Origin of the sequence: Pseudaquabacterium rugosum (genome assembly GCF_038066575.1) — a bacterium.
GTDB classification, from domain to species: domain Bacteria; phylum Pseudomonadota; class Gammaproteobacteria; order Burkholderiales; family Burkholderiaceae_C; genus Pseudaquabacterium; species Pseudaquabacterium rugosum.
In genome coordinates this window covers 63,457-79,391 of record NZ_JBBUTF010000001.1, presented here as the reverse complement: position 1 = coordinate 79,391, position 15,935 = coordinate 63,457, and the positions used below count along the sequence as shown (strand labels likewise).

Annotated in this window: 14 protein-coding genes; 11 read left to right on the top strand and 3 right to left on the bottom strand. The window is 71.6% G+C overall.

Translation table 11 applies throughout. From position 1 onward, the window contains the following. Position 1 precedes the first annotated feature (1 nt). A complete protein-coding gene (locus tag AACH11_RS00400; protein WP_341372253.1) occupies positions 2-1,339 on the bottom strand; it encodes a UDP-glucose dehydrogenase family protein in 1,338 nt (445 codons plus the stop codon). 228 nt (positions 1,340-1,567) lie between these two features. Between AACH11_RS00400 and AACH11_RS00395 the strand changes: the two genes are divergently transcribed. Then, positions 1,568-2,575 (top strand): NAD-dependent epimerase, encoded by a 1,008-nt coding sequence (locus AACH11_RS00395; protein ID WP_341372213.1) that lies wholly within the window; start codon positions 1,568-1,570, stop codon positions 2,573-2,575. 82 nt (positions 2,576-2,657) lie between these two features. Here the strand turns inward: AACH11_RS00395 and cysQ are convergent, their stop codons facing one another. Further along, complete coding sequence (gene cysQ / locus AACH11_RS00390; RefSeq protein ID WP_341372212.1) at positions 2,658-3,470, bottom strand: 3'(2'),5'-bisphosphate nucleotidase CysQ; 813 nt, start codon at positions 3,468-3,470, stop codon at positions 2,658-2,660. Positions 3,471-3,871: 401 nt separating this feature from the next. On the opposite strand from cysQ, the gene cysD reads away from it, so the two are divergent. The 3 genes from cysD (at position 3,872) to AACH11_RS00375 (ending at position 7,572) form a co-directional block, all read left to right on the top strand. Next, positions 3,872-4,771 (top strand): sulfate adenylyltransferase subunit CysD, encoded by a 900-nt coding sequence (gene cysD / locus AACH11_RS00385; protein WP_341372211.1) that lies wholly within the window; start codon positions 3,872-3,874, stop codon positions 4,769-4,771. Position 4,772: 1 nt separating this feature from the next. Then, entirely contained in the window at positions 4,773-6,677 is a 1,905-nt protein-coding gene (gene cysN / locus AACH11_RS00380; protein ID WP_341372210.1) for a sulfate adenylyltransferase subunit CysN, read from the top strand. Positions 6,678-6,783: 106 nt separating this feature from the next. Further along, positions 6,784-7,572: a sulfite exporter TauE/SafE family protein gene (locus AACH11_RS00375; RefSeq protein ID WP_341372209.1), complete on the top strand. Its 789-nt coding sequence runs from the start codon at positions 6,784-6,786 to the stop codon at positions 7,570-7,572. A 51-nt stretch (positions 7,573-7,623) separates the two neighbouring features. Here AACH11_RS00375 and AACH11_RS00370 read toward each other — a convergent pair whose 3' ends face one another. Beyond that, a complete protein-coding gene (locus tag AACH11_RS00370) occupies positions 7,624-9,270 on the bottom strand; it encodes an acyl-CoA ligase (AMP-forming), exosortase A system-associated (RefSeq protein ID WP_341372208.1) in 1,647 nt (548 codons plus the stop codon). A gap of 341 nt (positions 9,271-9,611) precedes the next feature. Between AACH11_RS00370 and AACH11_RS00365 the strand changes: the two genes are divergently transcribed. From AACH11_RS00365 to AACH11_RS00335, 7 genes are read left to right on the top strand one after another with little or no spacing between them, the layout of a single operon-like run. Continuing rightward, positions 9,612-9,860 carry an acyl carrier protein gene (locus AACH11_RS00365; protein ID WP_341372207.1) on the top strand — a complete coding sequence of 83 codons (249 nt, stop codon included), beginning with the start codon at positions 9,612-9,614 and terminating at the stop codon, positions 9,858-9,860. 37 nt (positions 9,861-9,897) lie between these two features. Beyond that, the gene (locus AACH11_RS00360; RefSeq protein WP_341372206.1) at positions 9,898-10,650 is read left to right on the top strand and encodes a tetratricopeptide repeat protein; all 753 of its coding nucleotides are present in this window, start codon (positions 9,898-9,900) and stop codon (positions 10,648-10,650) included. Positions 10,651-10,688: 38 nt separating this feature from the next. Beyond that, the gene (locus AACH11_RS00355; RefSeq protein ID WP_341372205.1) at positions 10,689-12,470 is read left to right on the top strand and encodes an arsenate reductase/protein-tyrosine-phosphatase family protein; all 1,782 of its coding nucleotides are present in this window, start codon (positions 10,689-10,691) and stop codon (positions 12,468-12,470) included. Between the two features lie 13 nt (positions 12,471-12,483). Continuing rightward, a complete protein-coding gene (locus AACH11_RS00350) occupies positions 12,484-13,269 on the top strand; it encodes a sulfotransferase family protein (protein WP_341372204.1) in 786 nt (261 codons plus the stop codon). Next, on the top strand, positions 13,266-14,123 hold the full coding sequence (locus tag AACH11_RS00345; protein WP_341372203.1) for a hydrolase 2, exosortase A system-associated: 858 nt from the start codon (positions 13,266-13,268) through the stop codon (positions 14,121-14,123). Before AACH11_RS00350 ends, AACH11_RS00345 begins: the two co-directional genes overlap by 4 nt. Next, positions 14,120-15,040, top strand: coding sequence for a hydrolase 1, exosortase A system-associated (locus AACH11_RS00340; protein WP_341372202.1), 921 nt, complete (start codon positions 14,120-14,122; stop codon positions 15,038-15,040). The genes AACH11_RS00345 and AACH11_RS00340 overlap by 4 nt, the downstream gene beginning before the upstream one ends. Before the next feature lie 39 nt (positions 15,041-15,079). Beyond that, a complete protein-coding gene (locus AACH11_RS00335; protein WP_341372201.1) occupies positions 15,080-15,922 on the top strand; it encodes a glycosyltransferase in 843 nt (280 codons plus the stop codon). The last annotated feature ends 13 nt before the right edge of the window (positions 15,923-15,935 follow it).

The window sequence follows — 15,935 nt, the reverse complement described above, 5'->3', positions numbered from 1 at the left end:
CTCAGCCCACGCTGACCGACGGGCGGCCGATCGACAGATAGTCCAGCCCGAAGCTGCGCACCAGCGCCGGGTCATACAGATTGCGTCCGTCGAAGATCACCGGCTGCTTCAGCGCGGCCTTGATGCCGTCGAAGTCCGGGTTCCGGAACTCCATCCACTCGGTGACGATCAGCAGCGCGTCCGCGCCTTCGAGTGCCGCCTGCTGGCCGGTGGCGAAGGTCAGGCCCTCGCGGCCGGCCAGCACGCGCTGGGCTTCCTCGGTCGCCACTGGGTCATAGGCCTGCACCTTGGCGCCCGCCTCCAGCAGCGCGTCGATGATCACGCGGCTGGGTGCCTCGCGCATGTCGTCGGTGTTGGGCTTGAAGGCCAGGCCCCAGATGGCGAAGGTGCGGCCGGTCAGGTCCGCGCCGAAGCGCGCCTTCACCTTGTCCACCAGCACGCTCTTCTGCCGCTCGTTGGCGTCTTCCACCGACTGCAGCACCTGCAGCTCCACGCCGTATTCACGGCCGGTGCGCACCAGCGCCTTCACGTCCTTGGGGAAGCAGCTGCCGCCGTAGCCGGTGCCGGCATACAGGAAGTGCGTGCCGATGCGCGGATCGGCACCGATGCCGCGGCGCACCGCCTCGATGTCGGCGCCCACGCGCTCGGCCAGGCGCGACAGCTCGTTCATGAAGCTGATGCGCGTGGCCAGCATCGCGTTGGCGGCGTACTTGGTGAATTCCGCGCTGCGCACGTCCATCACCTGCAGCTTGTCCTTGTTGCGCATGAATGGTGCGTAGACCGCACGCATCAGGAGCGTGGCGCGCTCGTCGTCAGAGCCCACCACCACGCGGTCGGGCCGCATGAAGTCATCGACCGCCGCGCCTTCCTTCAGGAACTCGGGGTTGCTGACGACGGCGAACGCCAGATCCACCCCACGGGTCTTGAGCTCATCGGCCACGGCCGCGCGCACCTTGTCGGCCGTGCCCACCGGCACCGTGCTCTTGTCGACGATGACCTTGTAGTCGGTCATGTGGCGGCCGATGTTGCGGGCGGCGGCCAGCACGTACTGCAGATCGGCCGAACCATCCTCATCGGGCGGCGTGCCCACGCCGATGAACTGCAGCGTGCCGTGGGCCACGGCGGCCTGCATGTCGGTGGTGAACGACAGGCGGCCGGCGGCGGCGTTGCGCTGCACCACCTTGTCCAGCCCCGGCTCGTGGATCGGGATCTCGCCGCGCTGCAGCATCTCGATCTTGCGCGGATCGACGTCCAGGCACACCACGTGGTTGCCCATCTCGGCCAGGCAGGCCCCCGTCACCAGGCCGACATAGCCGGCACCCACCACCGTGATCTTCATCTTCATCGAGGCGGCCGTCGCTCCGGCTTCCCGGGGCGCGCACCGCAGTTGCGTCTGACAAGACGGCTATTCTGCAGCGGCGACCGTGTCACCACGCTGTCAACCCCCCGGGACGCCGTGCTGCCTGACACGGCTGGGGGGGAGCGGGATGTACCGAGGCGACGCCGAGCCGCGACAATCCGGCCGCCGCCAGGCCACCGCCTGGCTCCAACGCCACGACGACCTCACATGAAGATCCTGCTCACCGGCGCGGCCGGTTTCATCGGCATGCACGTGTCCCAGATCCTGCTGTCGCGCGGCGACACGGTGGTCGGACTGGACAACCTCAACGCCTACTACGACCCGCAGCTCAAGCGCGACCGCCTGGCCCGCCTGCAGAAGTTCCCCGGCTTCCGCTTCGTGCAGATGGACGTCGCCGACCGCGAAGGCATCGCCGCGCTGTTCAAGGCCGAGAAGTTCGACCGCGTCGTCCACCTGGCCGCCCAGGCCGGCGTGCGCTACTCGCTGATCGATCCGCACGCCTACATCGACAGCAACATCGTCGGCTTCACCAACATCCTCGAGGGCTGCCGCCACAACGAGGTGCAGCACCTGGTCTACGCGTCGAGCTCCAGCGTCTACGGTGGCAACACCTTCATGCCGTTCTCGGAGCACCACGGCGTGGACCACCCGGTCAGCCTGTACGCGGCCAGCAAGAAGGCCAACGAGCTGATGGCCCACACCTACAGCCATCTGTTCAACCTGCCGACCACCGGCCTGCGCTTCTTCACCGTCTACGGCCCCTGGGGCCGTCCGGACATGGCGCTGTTCCTGTTCACCAAGGCGATCCTGGCCGGCGAGCCGATCGAGGTGTTCAACCACGGCAAGATGGTGCGCGACTTCACCTTCGTCGACGACATCGCCGAAGGCGTGGTGCGCACCCTCGACCGCCCGCCGGTGGCCAACCCGTCCTACGACAAGGACGAGGCCGACACCGCCAGCAGCTGGGCCCCGTACAAGGTCTTCAACATCGGCAACCACGAGCCGGTGCAGCTGATGGACTTCATCGAGGCCATCGAGCGCCACGTCGGCAAGCCGGCGATCAAGGTGCTCAAGGACATCCAGCCGGGCGACGTGCCGGCCACCCACGCCGACGTCTCCGAGCTGACCGCCTGGACCGGCTTCAAGCCCGGCACCTCGGTGGACACCGGCATCGGCCGCTTCGTGGCCTGGTACCGCGAGTACTTCAAGGCCTGACGGGACCCGACGAGGCCCGACGCCCGACCGGGACGCCCGGACGGGCGCCCCTCGAACCACCGCGGGGCGGCGGTCGCGCGGATCAGTCCGCCGACCGGCCCCAGGCGGCGAAGTGCGGGTTGTCGAAACCCGGCTTGCCGTAGCGCAGCGGCTGTCCGTCGTCGATGCGCACGACGCGACCGCCGGCGGCCACCAGCACGGCCTGGCCGGCGGCGATGTCCCACTCCATCGTGCGGCCCTGGCGCGGGTAGCAGTCGGCCTCGCCGGCCGCCACCAGACACAGCTTGAGCGAGGAGCCGGCATTGCGCAGCGCCGCCACCGGCCGCCCGGCCAGGAAGGCGTCGAGCGCGGCCGCATCGCCGTGCGAGCGGCTGGCCACCACGGTCAGGCCCGCGACCGGCGGCACGCGCGCGGCGATCGGCTCGCGCAGGCCGTCGCGCTCGCGCCAGGCGCCCTGGCCGACGACCCCGGCGTACAAGGTGCCCGCCGCGCCGCCGAGCGCCGGCGCCAGCACCACGCCCAGCACCGGCGCGCCATCGACCACCAGCGCCACGTTGACGGTGAACTCGCCATTGCGGCCGATGAACTCCTTCGTGCCGTCCAGCGGATCGACCAGCCAGAACGCGCCCCCGGTCACGTCCGGGATGCGCCCGGCGGCCGCGGCCTCCTCGGCCACCACCGGCACGCCTGGCGCCAGCCGCGCCAGGCCGGCCAGGATCAGGGCCTCGGCCCGCTCGTCGGCCTCGGTCACCGGCGAGGCGTCGCCCTTGCCGCGGACGGCGAAATCGGTGGCATAGACCGCCATCACCGCCTCGGCGGCCTCCCGCACCAGGGCCTCCACCGGGCCCAGCCAGTCCTGCCAGGCGGCCGGCCCGGCGCTCGTCGCATTCGTCATCGCATCCCTTGTCGACAGACGGCCGCACCCACCCGGGCCGGCCACCCGTCGATGTTAAGGAGCACGCGGCCCGTGCCACGCCTTGGGGGCCCGGCGGACACCGGGTCCGGTGTGACAGCCGACCGCCGCGCCGCCGCCCGTGCGTGCGCCCCCCTGTCCGTGGTGCACACACGGGGCCGCAGCGCGACGCCGTCCACGCCCGCACAGGCGATCGGCGGCGGCGCAGGCGCGCGGATCGGGTACCCTCGCGCCCTTGACCGCCACCGGTGGTGGCAGTGCCCTGCCCGCGACCCGCGCAGCGCGCGACGCCCCGCGGCCCGTCCGTGCACGCCGCCCGCCGGCATGACGGACACGATCACGACCCTCGAAACGGCCCGCTGCCCGGGCCCGCCCTGACGACCATGCGACTGACCCATCTGCAACGCCTGGAGGCCGAGAGCATCCACATCCTGCGCGAGGTGGTGGCCGAGTGCGAGCGCCCGGTGATGCTCTACTCGATCGGCAAGGACTCCGCCACGATGCTGCATCTGGCGAAGAAGGCCTTCTACCCGGCGCCGCCCCCGTTCCCGCTGCTGCACGTGGACACCACATGGAAGTTCCGCGACATGTACGCGCTGCGCGACCGCATGGCCCGGGAGCTCGGCATGGAGCTGCTGGTCTGGCACAACCCCGAGGCGCAGAAGCTGGGCATCAACCCCTTCGACCACGGCAGCCAGGTCCACACCGACATGTGGAAGACCCAGGGCCTGAAGCAGGCGCTGGACCACTACGGCTTCGACGCGGCCTTCGGCGGCGCCCGCCGCGACGAGGAGAAGAGCCGCGCCAAGGAACGCATCTTCAGCTTCCGCAGCGAGCAGCACCGCTGGGATCCGAAGAGCCAGCGCCCCGAGCTGTGGAACCTCTACAACGCCCGCAAGCGCCCGGGCGAGTCGATCCGCGTGTTCCCGATCTCGAACTGGACCGAGCTCGACATCTGGCAGTACATCTACCTCGAGAACATCCCCATCGTGCCGCTGTACTTCGCGCAGGAGCGCCCGGTCGTCGAGCGCGCCGGCACGCTGCTGATGGTCGATGACGAGCGCTTCCGCCTGCTGCCGGGCGAGACGCCGCAGATGCGCAAGGTGCGCTTCCGCACGCTGGGCTGCTACCCGCTGTCGGGCGCCATCGAGAGCGAGGCCGACACGCTGCCGGCCATCATCCAGGAGATGCTGCTGGCCACCACCAGCGAGCGGCAGGGCCGCATGATCGACCACGACCAGAGCGCGTCGATGGAGAAGAAGAAGCAAGAAGGGTATTTCTGAGATGGCCCACCAATCCGACCTCATCGCCAGCGACATCCAGGCGTACCTGAAGCAGCACGAGCACAAGAGCCTGCTGCGCTTCATCACCTGCGGCTCGGTCGACGACGGCAAGAGCACGCTGATCGGCCGTCTGCTCTACGACGCCAAGATGCTGTTCGAGGACCAGCTCTCGGCGATGGAGAGCGACAGCAAGAAGTGGGGCACCCAGGGCGGTGACATCGACTTCGCGCTGCTGGTCGACGGCCTGGCCGCCGAGCGCGAGCAGGGCATCACCATCGACGTCGCCTACCGCTTCTTCTCGACCGAGAAGCGCAAGTTCATCGTCGCCGACACGCCCGGCCACGAGCAGTACACGCGCAACATGGTCACCGGCGCCTCGACCGCCGACGTGGCCGTGATCCTGATCGACGCGCGCAAGGGCGTGCTGACGCAGACGCGCCGCCACAGCTACCTGACGCAGCTGATCGGCATCCGCAAGATCGTGCTGGCGATCAACAAGATGGACCTGGTCGACTACAGCCAGGCCACCTTCGACCGCATCGTCGAGGACTACCGTGCCTTCGCGCAGCAGATCGGCCTGACCGAGTTCACCGCGATCCCGCTGGCCGCCCTCAAGGGCGACAACATGCTGCAGCCCAGCGCGCGCACGCCCTGGTACCACGGCCCGACGCTGATGGGCTACCTGGAGACGGTGGAGATCGACGAGGACCGACAGCAGCAGGGCCCGTTCCGTCTGCCGGTGCAGTGGGTCAACCGGCCGAACCTGGACTTCCGCGGCTTCACCGGCCAGATCGCCTCCGGCCGCATCCGGGCCGGCGAGCGCATCCGCGTGCAGCCCTCGGGCAAGGAAAGCACGGTCACGCGCATCGTGGCCGCCGGCGGCGATCTGGCCGAGGCCGTGGCCGGCCAGTCGATCACGCTGACGCTGGCCGACGAGGTCGACATCTCGCGCGGCGACGTCATCAGCACCACCGAGAGCCCGGCCGAGGTGGCCGACCAGTTCGAGGCCACGCTGGTCTGGATGGCCGAGGAGCCGATGTACCCCGGCCGGCCCTATCTGCTGAAGATCGGCACGCGCACCGTCAACGCCACCATCACCGAGCCCAAGTACCGGGTCAACGTGAACACGATGGAGCACCTGGCGGCCAAGCAGCTGGCGCTCAACGAGATCGGCGAGGTGAACCTGGCGCTGGACCGCCCGATCGCCTTCGATCCGTACACGGCCAGCCGCGAGATGGGCGGCTTCATCCTGATCGACCGTCTGAGCAACCACACGGTGGGCGCCGGCATGCTGCGCTTCGCGCTGCGCCGGGCGCACAACATCCATCGCCAGCACATCGACGTCGACAAGGCCGCGCGCGGCGCCCTCAAGGGCCAGACGCCGGCGGTGGTGTGGCTGACCGGCCTGTCGGGCGCGGGCAAGAGCACGATCGCCAACCTGGTCGAACAGCGCCTGCACGCGATGGGTCGCCACACCTACCTGCTGGACGGCGACAACGTGCGCCACGGCCTGAGCAAGGACCTGGGCTTCACCGAGGCCGACCGGGTGGAGAACATCCGCCGCGTCGCCGAGGTGGCCAAGCTGATGGTCGACGCCGGCCTGATCGTCATCACCGCCTTCATCTCGCCGTTCCGCGCCGAGCGCGCGATGGCGCGCGGCCTGATGGCCGAGGGCGAGTTCGTCGAGGTGCACGTCGATGCGCCGCTGGAGGTGACCGAGGCGCGCGACGTCAAGGGCCTGTACAAGAAGGCCCGCCGCGGCGAGCTCAAGCACTTCACCGGCATCGACTCGCCCTACGAGACGCCGGAGACGCCCGAGCTGCGCGTGCGCACCGACGCCTGCACGCCGGAAGAGGCGGCCGACCAGGTCATCGCCTGCCTGCGCGAGCGCGGCCTGATCGCCTGATGGCCGGCGCCCTGTCGCACGGCGCCCGCCGGCGCGGGGGCCGCGCGTGCGCGCCCGCCGTGGCGTGCACGCGCCGGCCGGCGTCCGACCGGTGTGGTGCGCTCCGATGACGTTCGACTGGCTCAACACCGTCGCCGGCTTCGGCGTCGGCACGCTGGTCGGGCTGACCGGCGTGGGGGGCGGCTCGCTGATGACGCCGATCCTGGTGCTGCTGTTCGGCGTCGCGCCGGCGGCGGCCGTCGGCACCGATCTGTGGTTCGCCGCGCTGACCAAGCTGGTGGGCGCCGGTGCGCACCACCGTCAGGGCACGGTCGACTGGCAGGTCTTCCGCCGCCTGTGCGCCGGCAGCCTGCCGACCGCACTGCTGACGCTGTGGTGGTTGCACGCCACCGGCGGTGCGGCGACCAAGAGCGGGCTGATCCTGCAGGCGCTCGGCGGCGTGCTGCTGCTGACCGCGCTGGCCACGCTGTTCCGCCGCCAGACCCAGGCCCTGGGCCAGCGGCTGCGTGCGCGGGCGCCCGACGGCTTCAAGCGCGCCCAGCCGGCGATGACGGTGGTGGCCGGCGCCATCCTGGGCCTGCTGGTGACGCTGACCTCGGTGGGCGCGGGCGCGCTCGGCGTGGTGATGCTGGTCTACCTGTACCCGTTCCGCATGACGCCCAAGGTGCTGGTGGGCACCGACATCGCGCACGCGATCCCGCTGACCCTGGTCGCCGGCATGGGCCATCTGATGATGGGCCATGTCGACTTCTCGCTGCTGGCCGCGCTGCTGGCGGGCTCGATCCCGGGCATCCTGATCGGCACCCGGCTCAATGCCCGGGCGCCCGAGGGCGTGCTGCGGCTGGCGATCGCGCTGGTGCTGGTGGCCGTGGGCGCCAAGCTGCTGCTGGCCTGAGGCGCGCGGCACCGGCCCCGCGCGCGTCCGGTGCCGCGCGGGCTCCGGCGCTCAGGCCGCGGCGTCGCGGCGCTCGACCCACTCGGTCGACAGGCGCTTGCGGTCGATCTTGCCGTTCGGATTGCGCGGCAGCGGACCGGCCACGACCTCGACGCCATGCGGCACCATGTAGGCCGGCATGCGCGGCTTGCAGTCGGCCAGCAGGGCGGCGACGTCCAGCGTGTCCTGGCCCTCGGGCGGCGTGGCGATGACCTGGATCGCCTGGCCGAGCGCCGGATGCTCGACGCCGAAGGCCGCGCATTCGCCGACGCGGCCGGTCGCGTACAGCACCTCCTCGACCTCGGTCGGGCTGACACGGTAGCCGGAGGTCTTCATCATCTCGTCGCGCCGGCCGATGAAGTACAGGAAGCCCTCGGCGTCGCGGCGCACGGTGTCGCCGGAGAACACCGCGTACTCCGGCAGCTGCAGGCCGGCCTCGCGCCCGGCGGTGCCGGCCGGCAGCAGCTTGTAGCGCTCGGCGGTCTTCTCCGGATCGTTCCAGTAGCCCTGGCCGACCAGCGCGCCGCGGTGCACCAGCTCGCCCGGCTCGTCGGGCGCGCATGCGCTGCCGTCCTCGCGCAGCACCAGGATCTCGGCGTTGGGGATCGCCTTGCCGATCGAATCGGGCCGGCGGTCGACCTCCTCGGGCGGCAGATAGGTCGAGCGGAAGGCCTCGGTCAGGCCGTACATCAGGAAGGGCCGGGCCGAGGGGGCGCGCGCGCGCAGCTTGTCCAGCGTGTCGCGCGGCATGCGCCCGCCGGTGTTGGCGAAATAGCGCAGATGCGCGTCGATCTCGACCGGCCAGTCCATCTGCGTGAGCTGGATGTAGAGCGGCGGCACGGCGGTCAGGCCGGTCACCTTCTCCTTGACCATGGCCTTGAGCACGTCGCGCGGCAGCAGGTAGTTCAGCAGCACAACGCGGGCGCCCGCATGGAAGGCGGTGGTCAGCTGGCTGAAGCCGGCATCGAAGGACAGCGGCAGCGCGGCCAGCAGCGTGTCGCCCGGCCCGTTCTCCAGGTAGCTGGCCACGCTCTTGGCGCCGGCGACCATGTTGCGGTGGCTCAGCACCACGCCCTTGGGCCGGCCGGTGGAGCCGCTGGTGTAGAGGATGGCCGTCAGGTCGCTGTCGATCACGCGGTGCGGCGCGGCCGGCGCGGCGGCCAGCAGCGGGCTCCAGCGGTGGAGGCCGACCGATGCCGGCAGGCCCTCGGGCCGCTCCATCGGCCCGGACGCGGCGGCACCGGCGACCTCGGTCAGCACGATGTGGCGCAGATCCGGCGCGTCGGCCAGCAGCGGCAGCAGCAGCGGCAGCCGCTCGGGCGAGGTGACCAGCACCTGGACGTTGCAGTCGCGCGCGATGTAGAGCACCTGCTCGGGCTTGAGCAGCGGGTTCATCGGCACCATCACGCCACCGGCCGCGGGTGCGCCGAAGCTGGCGACCACCGTCTCGAACCGCTTGTCCAGCCAGATCCCGACCCGACCGGTGCGCGGCAGACCGAGGCCCAGCAGGCCGTTCGCGAACGCCTGCACCGCCTGCTGCAGACGGGCATAGCTCCAGGTCTCGGCGCCATAGGTCAGCGCCGGCGCGTCGGGGCGAATGCAGGCGCTGCGCCAGACCAGTTCATGCAGAAGATGGGCCTCGGGGACGGGTGTGCTCATGCGGTGCGGTGTCGGGACGGACGGGGACGCCGGGCGCAGACGTGCCCCGGAAGACGGACAGCGACTCTAGCAAGCCGGACCCGTCCGCCACACGCACCACCCCGACCGATGTCACGACCACCCCCATGGACCGATCCCCCTGGCCTGTGGGGGCGGCCACCGCCACCTGCCCGCCGGCCGACAACTTTGGCACGTCGCCCCTGGAAGCCCCCCCTGACCGTCGGTCGCGGGGGCGGACGCCCCCTCTAGAATCCGCTGCAATCCGATGTCGGCCCCCGTCTGCGACCCTGTGCCGCGCGGCGGGGCCCGATGTCCCGAACCCACCGCGAGAAGAGTGCCCCGTGAACGACCTGAACGACGTGCTGCAGCTGCTGGACGACACCCTCGGCCTGGGAGGCCGCGGCCTGAAGTTCACGGCGGACACGCCCCTGCTGGGCGCCCTGCCCGAGCTCGACAGCATGGCCGTGGTCAACCTGATCACGGCGATGGAGGAGCGCCTGGGCATCGCCGTCAGCGACGACGACATCAGCGGCGACACCTTCGCCACCGTCGGCAGCCTGGCGCGCTTCATCCAGGAACGCGCCGGCTGATCGCCGGCACGGCCGCGCCGGCAGCATGCAGTACCTCATGCCCCGTTCCCGCCGCGTGCCGGCCCTGGCCTGTGCGATCGGCCTGCTGCTGGGTGGCGTGCAGATCGCTGCCGCGCAGTCGCGGGCCCAGGACCAGGCCCTGGCCGCGCCGAATGCCTGCGGCCCGCTGGCCAACCACTTCGGCCCCGGCCCGTTCGACTACCGCAACGACCGATCGAAGATCGACATCGTCGAGCAGTACCACTTCACGCCCGAGGTGGAGCTGCTGCTGCGCGGCAAGACCACCGCCTACCTCGAGGAAGACATCGCCTACACGCTGCGGGCCTTCCCCAACCATCCGCGCGCGCTGGTCGCGCTGACGCGGCTGGGCGAGAAGACGAAGAACCAGCAGCCGGGCCGGCTCGAGTGGCCGATCGAGTGCTTCTACGAACGTGCGCTGCGCTTCCGGCCCGACGACCGGGTGGTGCGCATGCTCTACGCGGACTACCTCGGCAAGCGCAAGCGGCCGAAGGAAGCGCTGGTCCAGCTCGACTACGTGCGCGACAGTCTGGCCGGTGACGATCCGCTGACGCGCTACAACCTGGGCATGCTCTACCTGGACCTCGGCCGCCCGGAAGAGGCCCTGGCCGAGGCCCGCCGGGCCCGCGCGCTCGGCGTGCAACGGCGCGAACTGATCGAGCAGCTGCAGACCCGCGGGCTGTGGCGCGAACCGGAAGCGGGCGATGCCGCCGCCATCGCGCCGGCCGCCGCTTCCGCGCCCTCCGCCACCGAGGCCGCCGCCTCGCGTTGAGCCCGCACCGCGCGCGCCCCCGCCGCGCCTTCGCACCGATGCCCCCCGAATCCTCCCCCCGTCCGAGCGCCGCCCGCGCACCGGTGCTGGTCCTCGACGCGGACCAGGCCTCGGCCCTGGCCATCGTGCGCTCGCTCGCCCGCCAGGGCCTGACGGTGCGCGTGGCGGCCAGCAGCGACGGCGCGATCGCCACCCGCTCGCGCCATGTCACCGAGGCGCTGCGCTATCCGGACCCCTTGCGCGAGGCCGCGGCCTTCGTCGACTGGGTCGCCGAGCGGCAGCGCCGTCAACCACAGGAGCTGGTGATTCCGGTCACCGAGCGCACCGTGGTGCCGCTGATGCGCGCCCATGCCCGGCTGCCGGACGCCGCACGCCTGGCCATCGCGCCGCCGGCCGCGCTCGAACAGGTGCTGGACAAGTCGCGCACCGTCGCGCTGGCGCGCGAGCTCGACGTGCCGGTGCCGCACAGCTGGCCGGTCGAGGCGCTCGACGCGCTCGACGCCTTCCTGGCGATGATGGACGGCCCGCAGGGCTGGGGCTGGCCGGTGGTGGTCAAGCCCACGCGCTCGGTCGGCCAGGGCGGCGGGCAGGCGGTGCAGCTGAGCGTCAGCTACGCGCACGACGCCACCGGCCTGCGCCAGCAGGTGCAGCACGCGCTGCGCTACGGCCAGGTCATGCTGCAGGAGTACTTCCGCGGCGACGGCGTGGGCATCGAGCTGATCGCGCGCCACGGCGAGATCCGCCATGCCTTCCAGCACCGCCGGCTGCACGAGGTGCCGCTGACCGGCGGTGGCAGCAGCCTGCGCGTGTCCGACCCGATCGTGCCCGCACTGCTGGAGGCCTCGCGCCGGCTGGTGCGCTCGCTCGGCTGGCACGGCGTGGCCATGGTCGAGTTCAAGCACGAGCCGCGCAGCGGCGCCTTCCGGCTGATGGAGATCAACGGCCGCTTCTGGGGCTCGCTGCCGCTGGCGATCGCCGCCGGCGCCGACTTCCCGGCCATGCTGCACGAGCTGATGACCACCGGCGAGGTGCGCGAGCGCCCGCCGGCGCGCACCGGCGTGCTGTGCCGCCATCTGGCGCGCGACCTGGACTGGGTCGAGCACGTGCTGCGCAAGGCCGCGCCGCCGCAGCTGGTGCGCCTGCCCTCGCACGGCCAGGTGCTGCGCGACAGCCTGAGCGTGCTGTCGCCGCGCCACCATTTCGACGTCCAGTCCTGGCGCGACCCCTGGCCGGGCCTGGTCGATGCCGGACGCCTCGTGCGCCACCAGTGGCGCCGCGTCAGCGAGCAGCTGCAGCAGCGCCGCGCGCTGCGCCGCGCCTGGCAGGACGCCCGGGCCCGCCAGCGCAGCATGGCCGCTGCCGGCGCGCCGCAGCGCGTGCTCTTCCTGTGCTACGGCAACATCAACCGCAGCGCGCTGGCCCATGCCCATGCGGACGCCCGCGGCCTGGCGGCCGGCTGGCGCACCGATTCCGCCGGCTTCCACGCCCCGGCCGGCCGGCCGGCCGATCCGATGATGGTCGAGACGGCGGCCGCGGCCGGTGTCGACCTCGGCACCTGGCGCTCGCACACGCTCTCGCACGAGCAGATCGCGCAGGCCGACCTGATCCTGGCGATGGAGCTGGCCCACCTCGACCGGCTGGCGCGCGAGCACCCGCAGGCCCGCGGCAAGGCCTTCCTGCTGGGCGCCCCGCTGGCCGACGACGCCGGCCGCGCCGAGATCCCCGACCCCTACGGCCAGCCCCGCGCCACCTACCAGCGGGTCTGCGACCAGGTCCGCCGCGCGGTCGACGCCTGGCTGGGCCCACGACCGCATCCCTGAGCCCCGACACGCCATGAGCCTGCTGAACGCCCTGCGCGCCAATCCGGGCCTGATCCTCAGGCACCGCAACATCTTCCTGTTGAGCCACATGCGGGCCAACACCAGCCTGTTCGGCCACCTGCTCGGCAGTCATCCTCAAGTCGAGGGTTACTACGAGATGCACATCGGCTACTACAGCTGGAAGAGCCTGTGGCGGCAGAAGATGCTGCACTTCGCCAGCCACGAACCCAAGCCGGGGGCACGGCAGATGTTCGACAAGGTGCTGCACGACGGCCACGAGGTCGCGCTGCCGCTGCTGCAGCGCTCCGACAGCCGCGCCATCTTCATGGTGCGCGAGCCGCGGCAGTCGGTGCGCAGCCTGATGACGCTCTACCGCGGCGACGGCAAGGGCCACCTGCCCGAGGCGACGGCCGAAGGCGCCACCCGCTACTACGTCGACCGCCTGGCCACGCTGGCCCGCATGGCCCGCGAACTCGACGGCCGCGGCTTCTACCTCGACGCCGAATGTCTGGTGCAGCAGTCGGAGCCGACGCTGCTGGCCCTGGGCACCTGGCTGGGTCTGGACGGTCCGATCCCCACCGAGTACGGCACCTTCGCCAAGACCGGACGCGGCAACTCGGGTGACACATCGGCGCGGCTGAAGTCCGGCAAGATCAGCCGCAGCGCCAACAGCTACGACGACATCGTCGTGCCCGAGGCCTGCATGGCCGAGGCCCAGGCCGCCTACGACACGCACCGCCAGACGCTGATCCGCCACGCGGCCCAGCGCTGCACCCTCGAGACCGCCGTTACCGCATGAGCGCCGCCTCCGCCCACGCCGCCGCCCGCACCTCGACCGCGCGCGCCGCCTTCGCCACCGTCAACGGCCGGCGCCTGTACACGCTGCAGATCGTGCCCACCGGGCCGGTGCGTGGCTCGATCCTCTACCTGCCCCCCTTCGTGGAGGAGATGAACCGCTGCCGGGCCTCGGTCGCCACGATGGCCCGCCTGCTGGCCGCGCGTGGCTGGCAGGTGATGCTGCCCGACCACGTGGGCACCGGTGAAAGCGAAGGCGAAATCGCCGACGGCCGCTGGGAACACTGGCGCGACGACGCCGCCGCGCTGGCCGCACAGCTGCAGGCCGACAGCGGCCACGTGCCGATGCTGTGGGGCATCCGCCTGGGCGCGCTGCTGGCCGCCGAGCTGGTGCACACCGGTGCGGTGAGCGCGCGGCGGCTGCTGTTCTGGCAGCCGGTGCTCGACGGCAAGCTCTACCTGAACCAGCACCTGCGCCTGCGCATCGCCTCGCAGCTGGTGGCCGACGGCGAACGCGAGACCACCGACAGCATCCGCAAGCGCCTGGCCGCCGGCGAGGACGTTGAAGTGGCCGGTTACGTGATGACCGATGCGCTGGCCGCCGCCTTCGAGCGTCGCCGCATGGCCGACTGGCAGGCCGCACTGGCCGGCACCCGGCTGCACTGGCTGGAGATGGTGGCCCAGCCGCAGCAGCCGCTGGGCGTGCCCAGCCGCAAGCTGGTCGATGCGCTGACGGCGGCCGGCGCCCAGGTCCAGACCGAGACCGTGGCCTGCCCGCTGATCTGGCAGATGTACGAGAAGTTCGATGCCGGCGCCCTGCTGCAGGCGACGCTGGCCCAGGTGGGAGACGCGGCATGAGCGCCGGAGAGCACGGCCCCGTGGCGGTCGAGGAATGTCCGCTGGTCTTCGACTGCCAGGGCAGCGAACTGCTGGGCATGGTCCACCGCCCGGCACGCCATGCCGGCCGCGGCATGCTGTGCGTGGTCGCCGGCGGTCCGCAGTACCGAGGCGGCGTGGCGCGCGGCCAGGTCGACATGGCGCGCACGCTGTCGGCCCAGGGCGTGCCGGTGATGCGCTTCGACTACCGGGGCATCGGCGACAGCGAAGGCAGCTTCCGCGGCTATCCGCACGTCGAGCCGGACCTGCGCGCCGCCATCGCCGCCTTCCAGCGCGCGGTGCCGGGGCTCGACGAGATCGTGCTGTGGGGCGGCTGTGATGCCGCCTCGGCCATCATGATCAATGCCTGGAAGTTCCCGCAGGTCGTCGGCATGGCGGTCGGCAATCCCTGGGTGCATTCCGAGGAGCTGGGCGACCAGGCCGCGGTCGCCCACTACCGCCGCCGCTTGCTCGACAAGGCCTTCTGGCTCAAGGTCGCGCGCCTGCAGTACGACCCGCGCGAGGCCCTCGGCACCCTGGCGCGCAATCTGCGCAGCCGCGTCGCCCGCAAGCTGGGCGGCGGCGCCCAGGCCGGCGGCCCGGCCGCCGCGGCGCAGGATGACCCCTCGCTTTCACCGTTGCTGCGGATGCGCCTGGGCCTGGAGCGCTTCAAGGGCGACGTGCTGCTGATCATCAGCGGCCGCAGCCTGCAGAGCAAGGAGTTCGACGAACTGCTGGCGGTGGATGCGCCCTGGCAGCGGGCGGTCCAGGCGCCGCGCAGCCTGCAGCGGCGGGACCTGCCGGAGGCCGATCACAGCTTCTCCTCGGTGGCCACGCGCGACATGCTGGCGCCGGCGGTGCTCGAGTGGCTGCGCGCCATCCCGCACGCCACGCGCTGAGCGGGCCGCGACAGCAGTACGGCGGACCTGTTCGACGACATGCGTACCCTCTGGGCCTACTGGGAGAACCCGCCCGGCCAGGACAAGCCCGGCCACATCGCGCTGTGCCACCAGATCATGCGCCGCAAGGCGGCCGCGCACGGCTACGGCTTCGAGCTGGTGACGCCCGCCAACGTCGCGCGCTGGCTGCCCGACCTGCCGCCGCGCCTGCAGCGCATCGCGCTGGCCCCCGAAGGCTGGGCCGACCGCCTGTTCGGCCGCGCCGCGCGCCGGCAGCGCGCCGTCGCCCAGCGCGCCGACTACATCCGTGCGCTGCTGCTGCAGGCCCACGGCGGGCTCTACATCGATTCCGACGCGATCGTGCTGGAATCCATCCAGCCCTACTTCGAGGCGCTCGAACACCACGGTTTCCTGGTCACGCGCCGCGCGTCGCTGGGCAAGCGCCACACGTCGATCGGCTTCTATGGCGCCCGACCGGGCAACCCGGTGATCGACGCCTACGTGCGGCAGATGCGCGCACGCCTGGCCGGCCCGCTGGACTACCACTGGAACGAGGTCGGCCACGAGATGCTGACGCCGATCGCCGATGCGATGCCGCGGCACGCGCTGGACATCCCCGAGCGCGAGATCCAGCCGGTCACCTGGGAGCAGGCCGACACGGCCTTTCCGGACACGCGCCTGTCGCCGGAGGCCGTGCTCAAGCCCGACACCCGCATCTTCATGCTCTACAACGGGCCGTTCAAGGGCGTGCTCAAGGACGTGCCGCTCGAAGAGCTGTACTGGAGCGACATGCTGATCTCGCGCATCTACCGCCGCGCGCTGGGCATCGCCTCGCGCACCGACTTCCGCCGCTTCATCGAAGCCCCTGACTTCCGTTCCTGAGCCCGCCGGCCCG

Coding starts and splice junctions, on each gene's coding strand:
- AACH11_RS00400 (WP_341372253.1), bottom strand. CDS start 1,339: ATGAAGATCACGGTGGTGGGTGCCGGCTATGTCGGCCTGGTGACGGGG.
- AACH11_RS00395 (WP_341372213.1), top strand. CDS start 1,568: ATGAAGATCCTGCTCACCGGCGCGGCCGGTTTCATCGGCATGCACGTG.
- cysQ (WP_341372212.1), bottom strand. CDS start 3,470: ATGACGAATGCGACGAGCGCCGGGCCGGCCGCCTGGCAGGACTGGCTG.
- cysD (WP_341372211.1), top strand. CDS start 3,872: ATGCGACTGACCCATCTGCAACGCCTGGAGGCCGAGAGCATCCACATC.
- cysN (WP_341372210.1), top strand. CDS start 4,773: ATGGCCCACCAATCCGACCTCATCGCCAGCGACATCCAGGCGTACCTG.
- AACH11_RS00375 (WP_341372209.1), top strand. CDS start 6,784: ATGACGTTCGACTGGCTCAACACCGTCGCCGGCTTCGGCGTCGGCACG.
- AACH11_RS00370 (WP_341372208.1), bottom strand. CDS start 9,270: ATGAGCACACCCGTCCCCGAGGCCCATCTTCTGCATGAACTGGTCTGG.
- AACH11_RS00360 (WP_341372206.1), top strand. CDS start 9,898: ATGCCCCGTTCCCGCCGCGTGCCGGCCCTGGCCTGTGCGATCGGCCTG.
- AACH11_RS00355 (WP_341372205.1), top strand. CDS start 10,689: ATGCCCCCCGAATCCTCCCCCCGTCCGAGCGCCGCCCGCGCACCGGTG.
- AACH11_RS00350 (WP_341372204.1), top strand. CDS start 12,484: ATGAGCCTGCTGAACGCCCTGCGCGCCAATCCGGGCCTGATCCTCAGG.
- AACH11_RS00345 (WP_341372203.1), top strand. CDS start 13,266: ATGAGCGCCGCCTCCGCCCACGCCGCCGCCCGCACCTCGACCGCGCGC.
- AACH11_RS00340 (WP_341372202.1), top strand. CDS start 14,120: ATGAGCGCCGGAGAGCACGGCCCCGTGGCGGTCGAGGAATGTCCGCTG.
- AACH11_RS00335 (WP_341372201.1), top strand. CDS start 15,080: ATGCGTACCCTCTGGGCCTACTGGGAGAACCCGCCCGGCCAGGACAAG.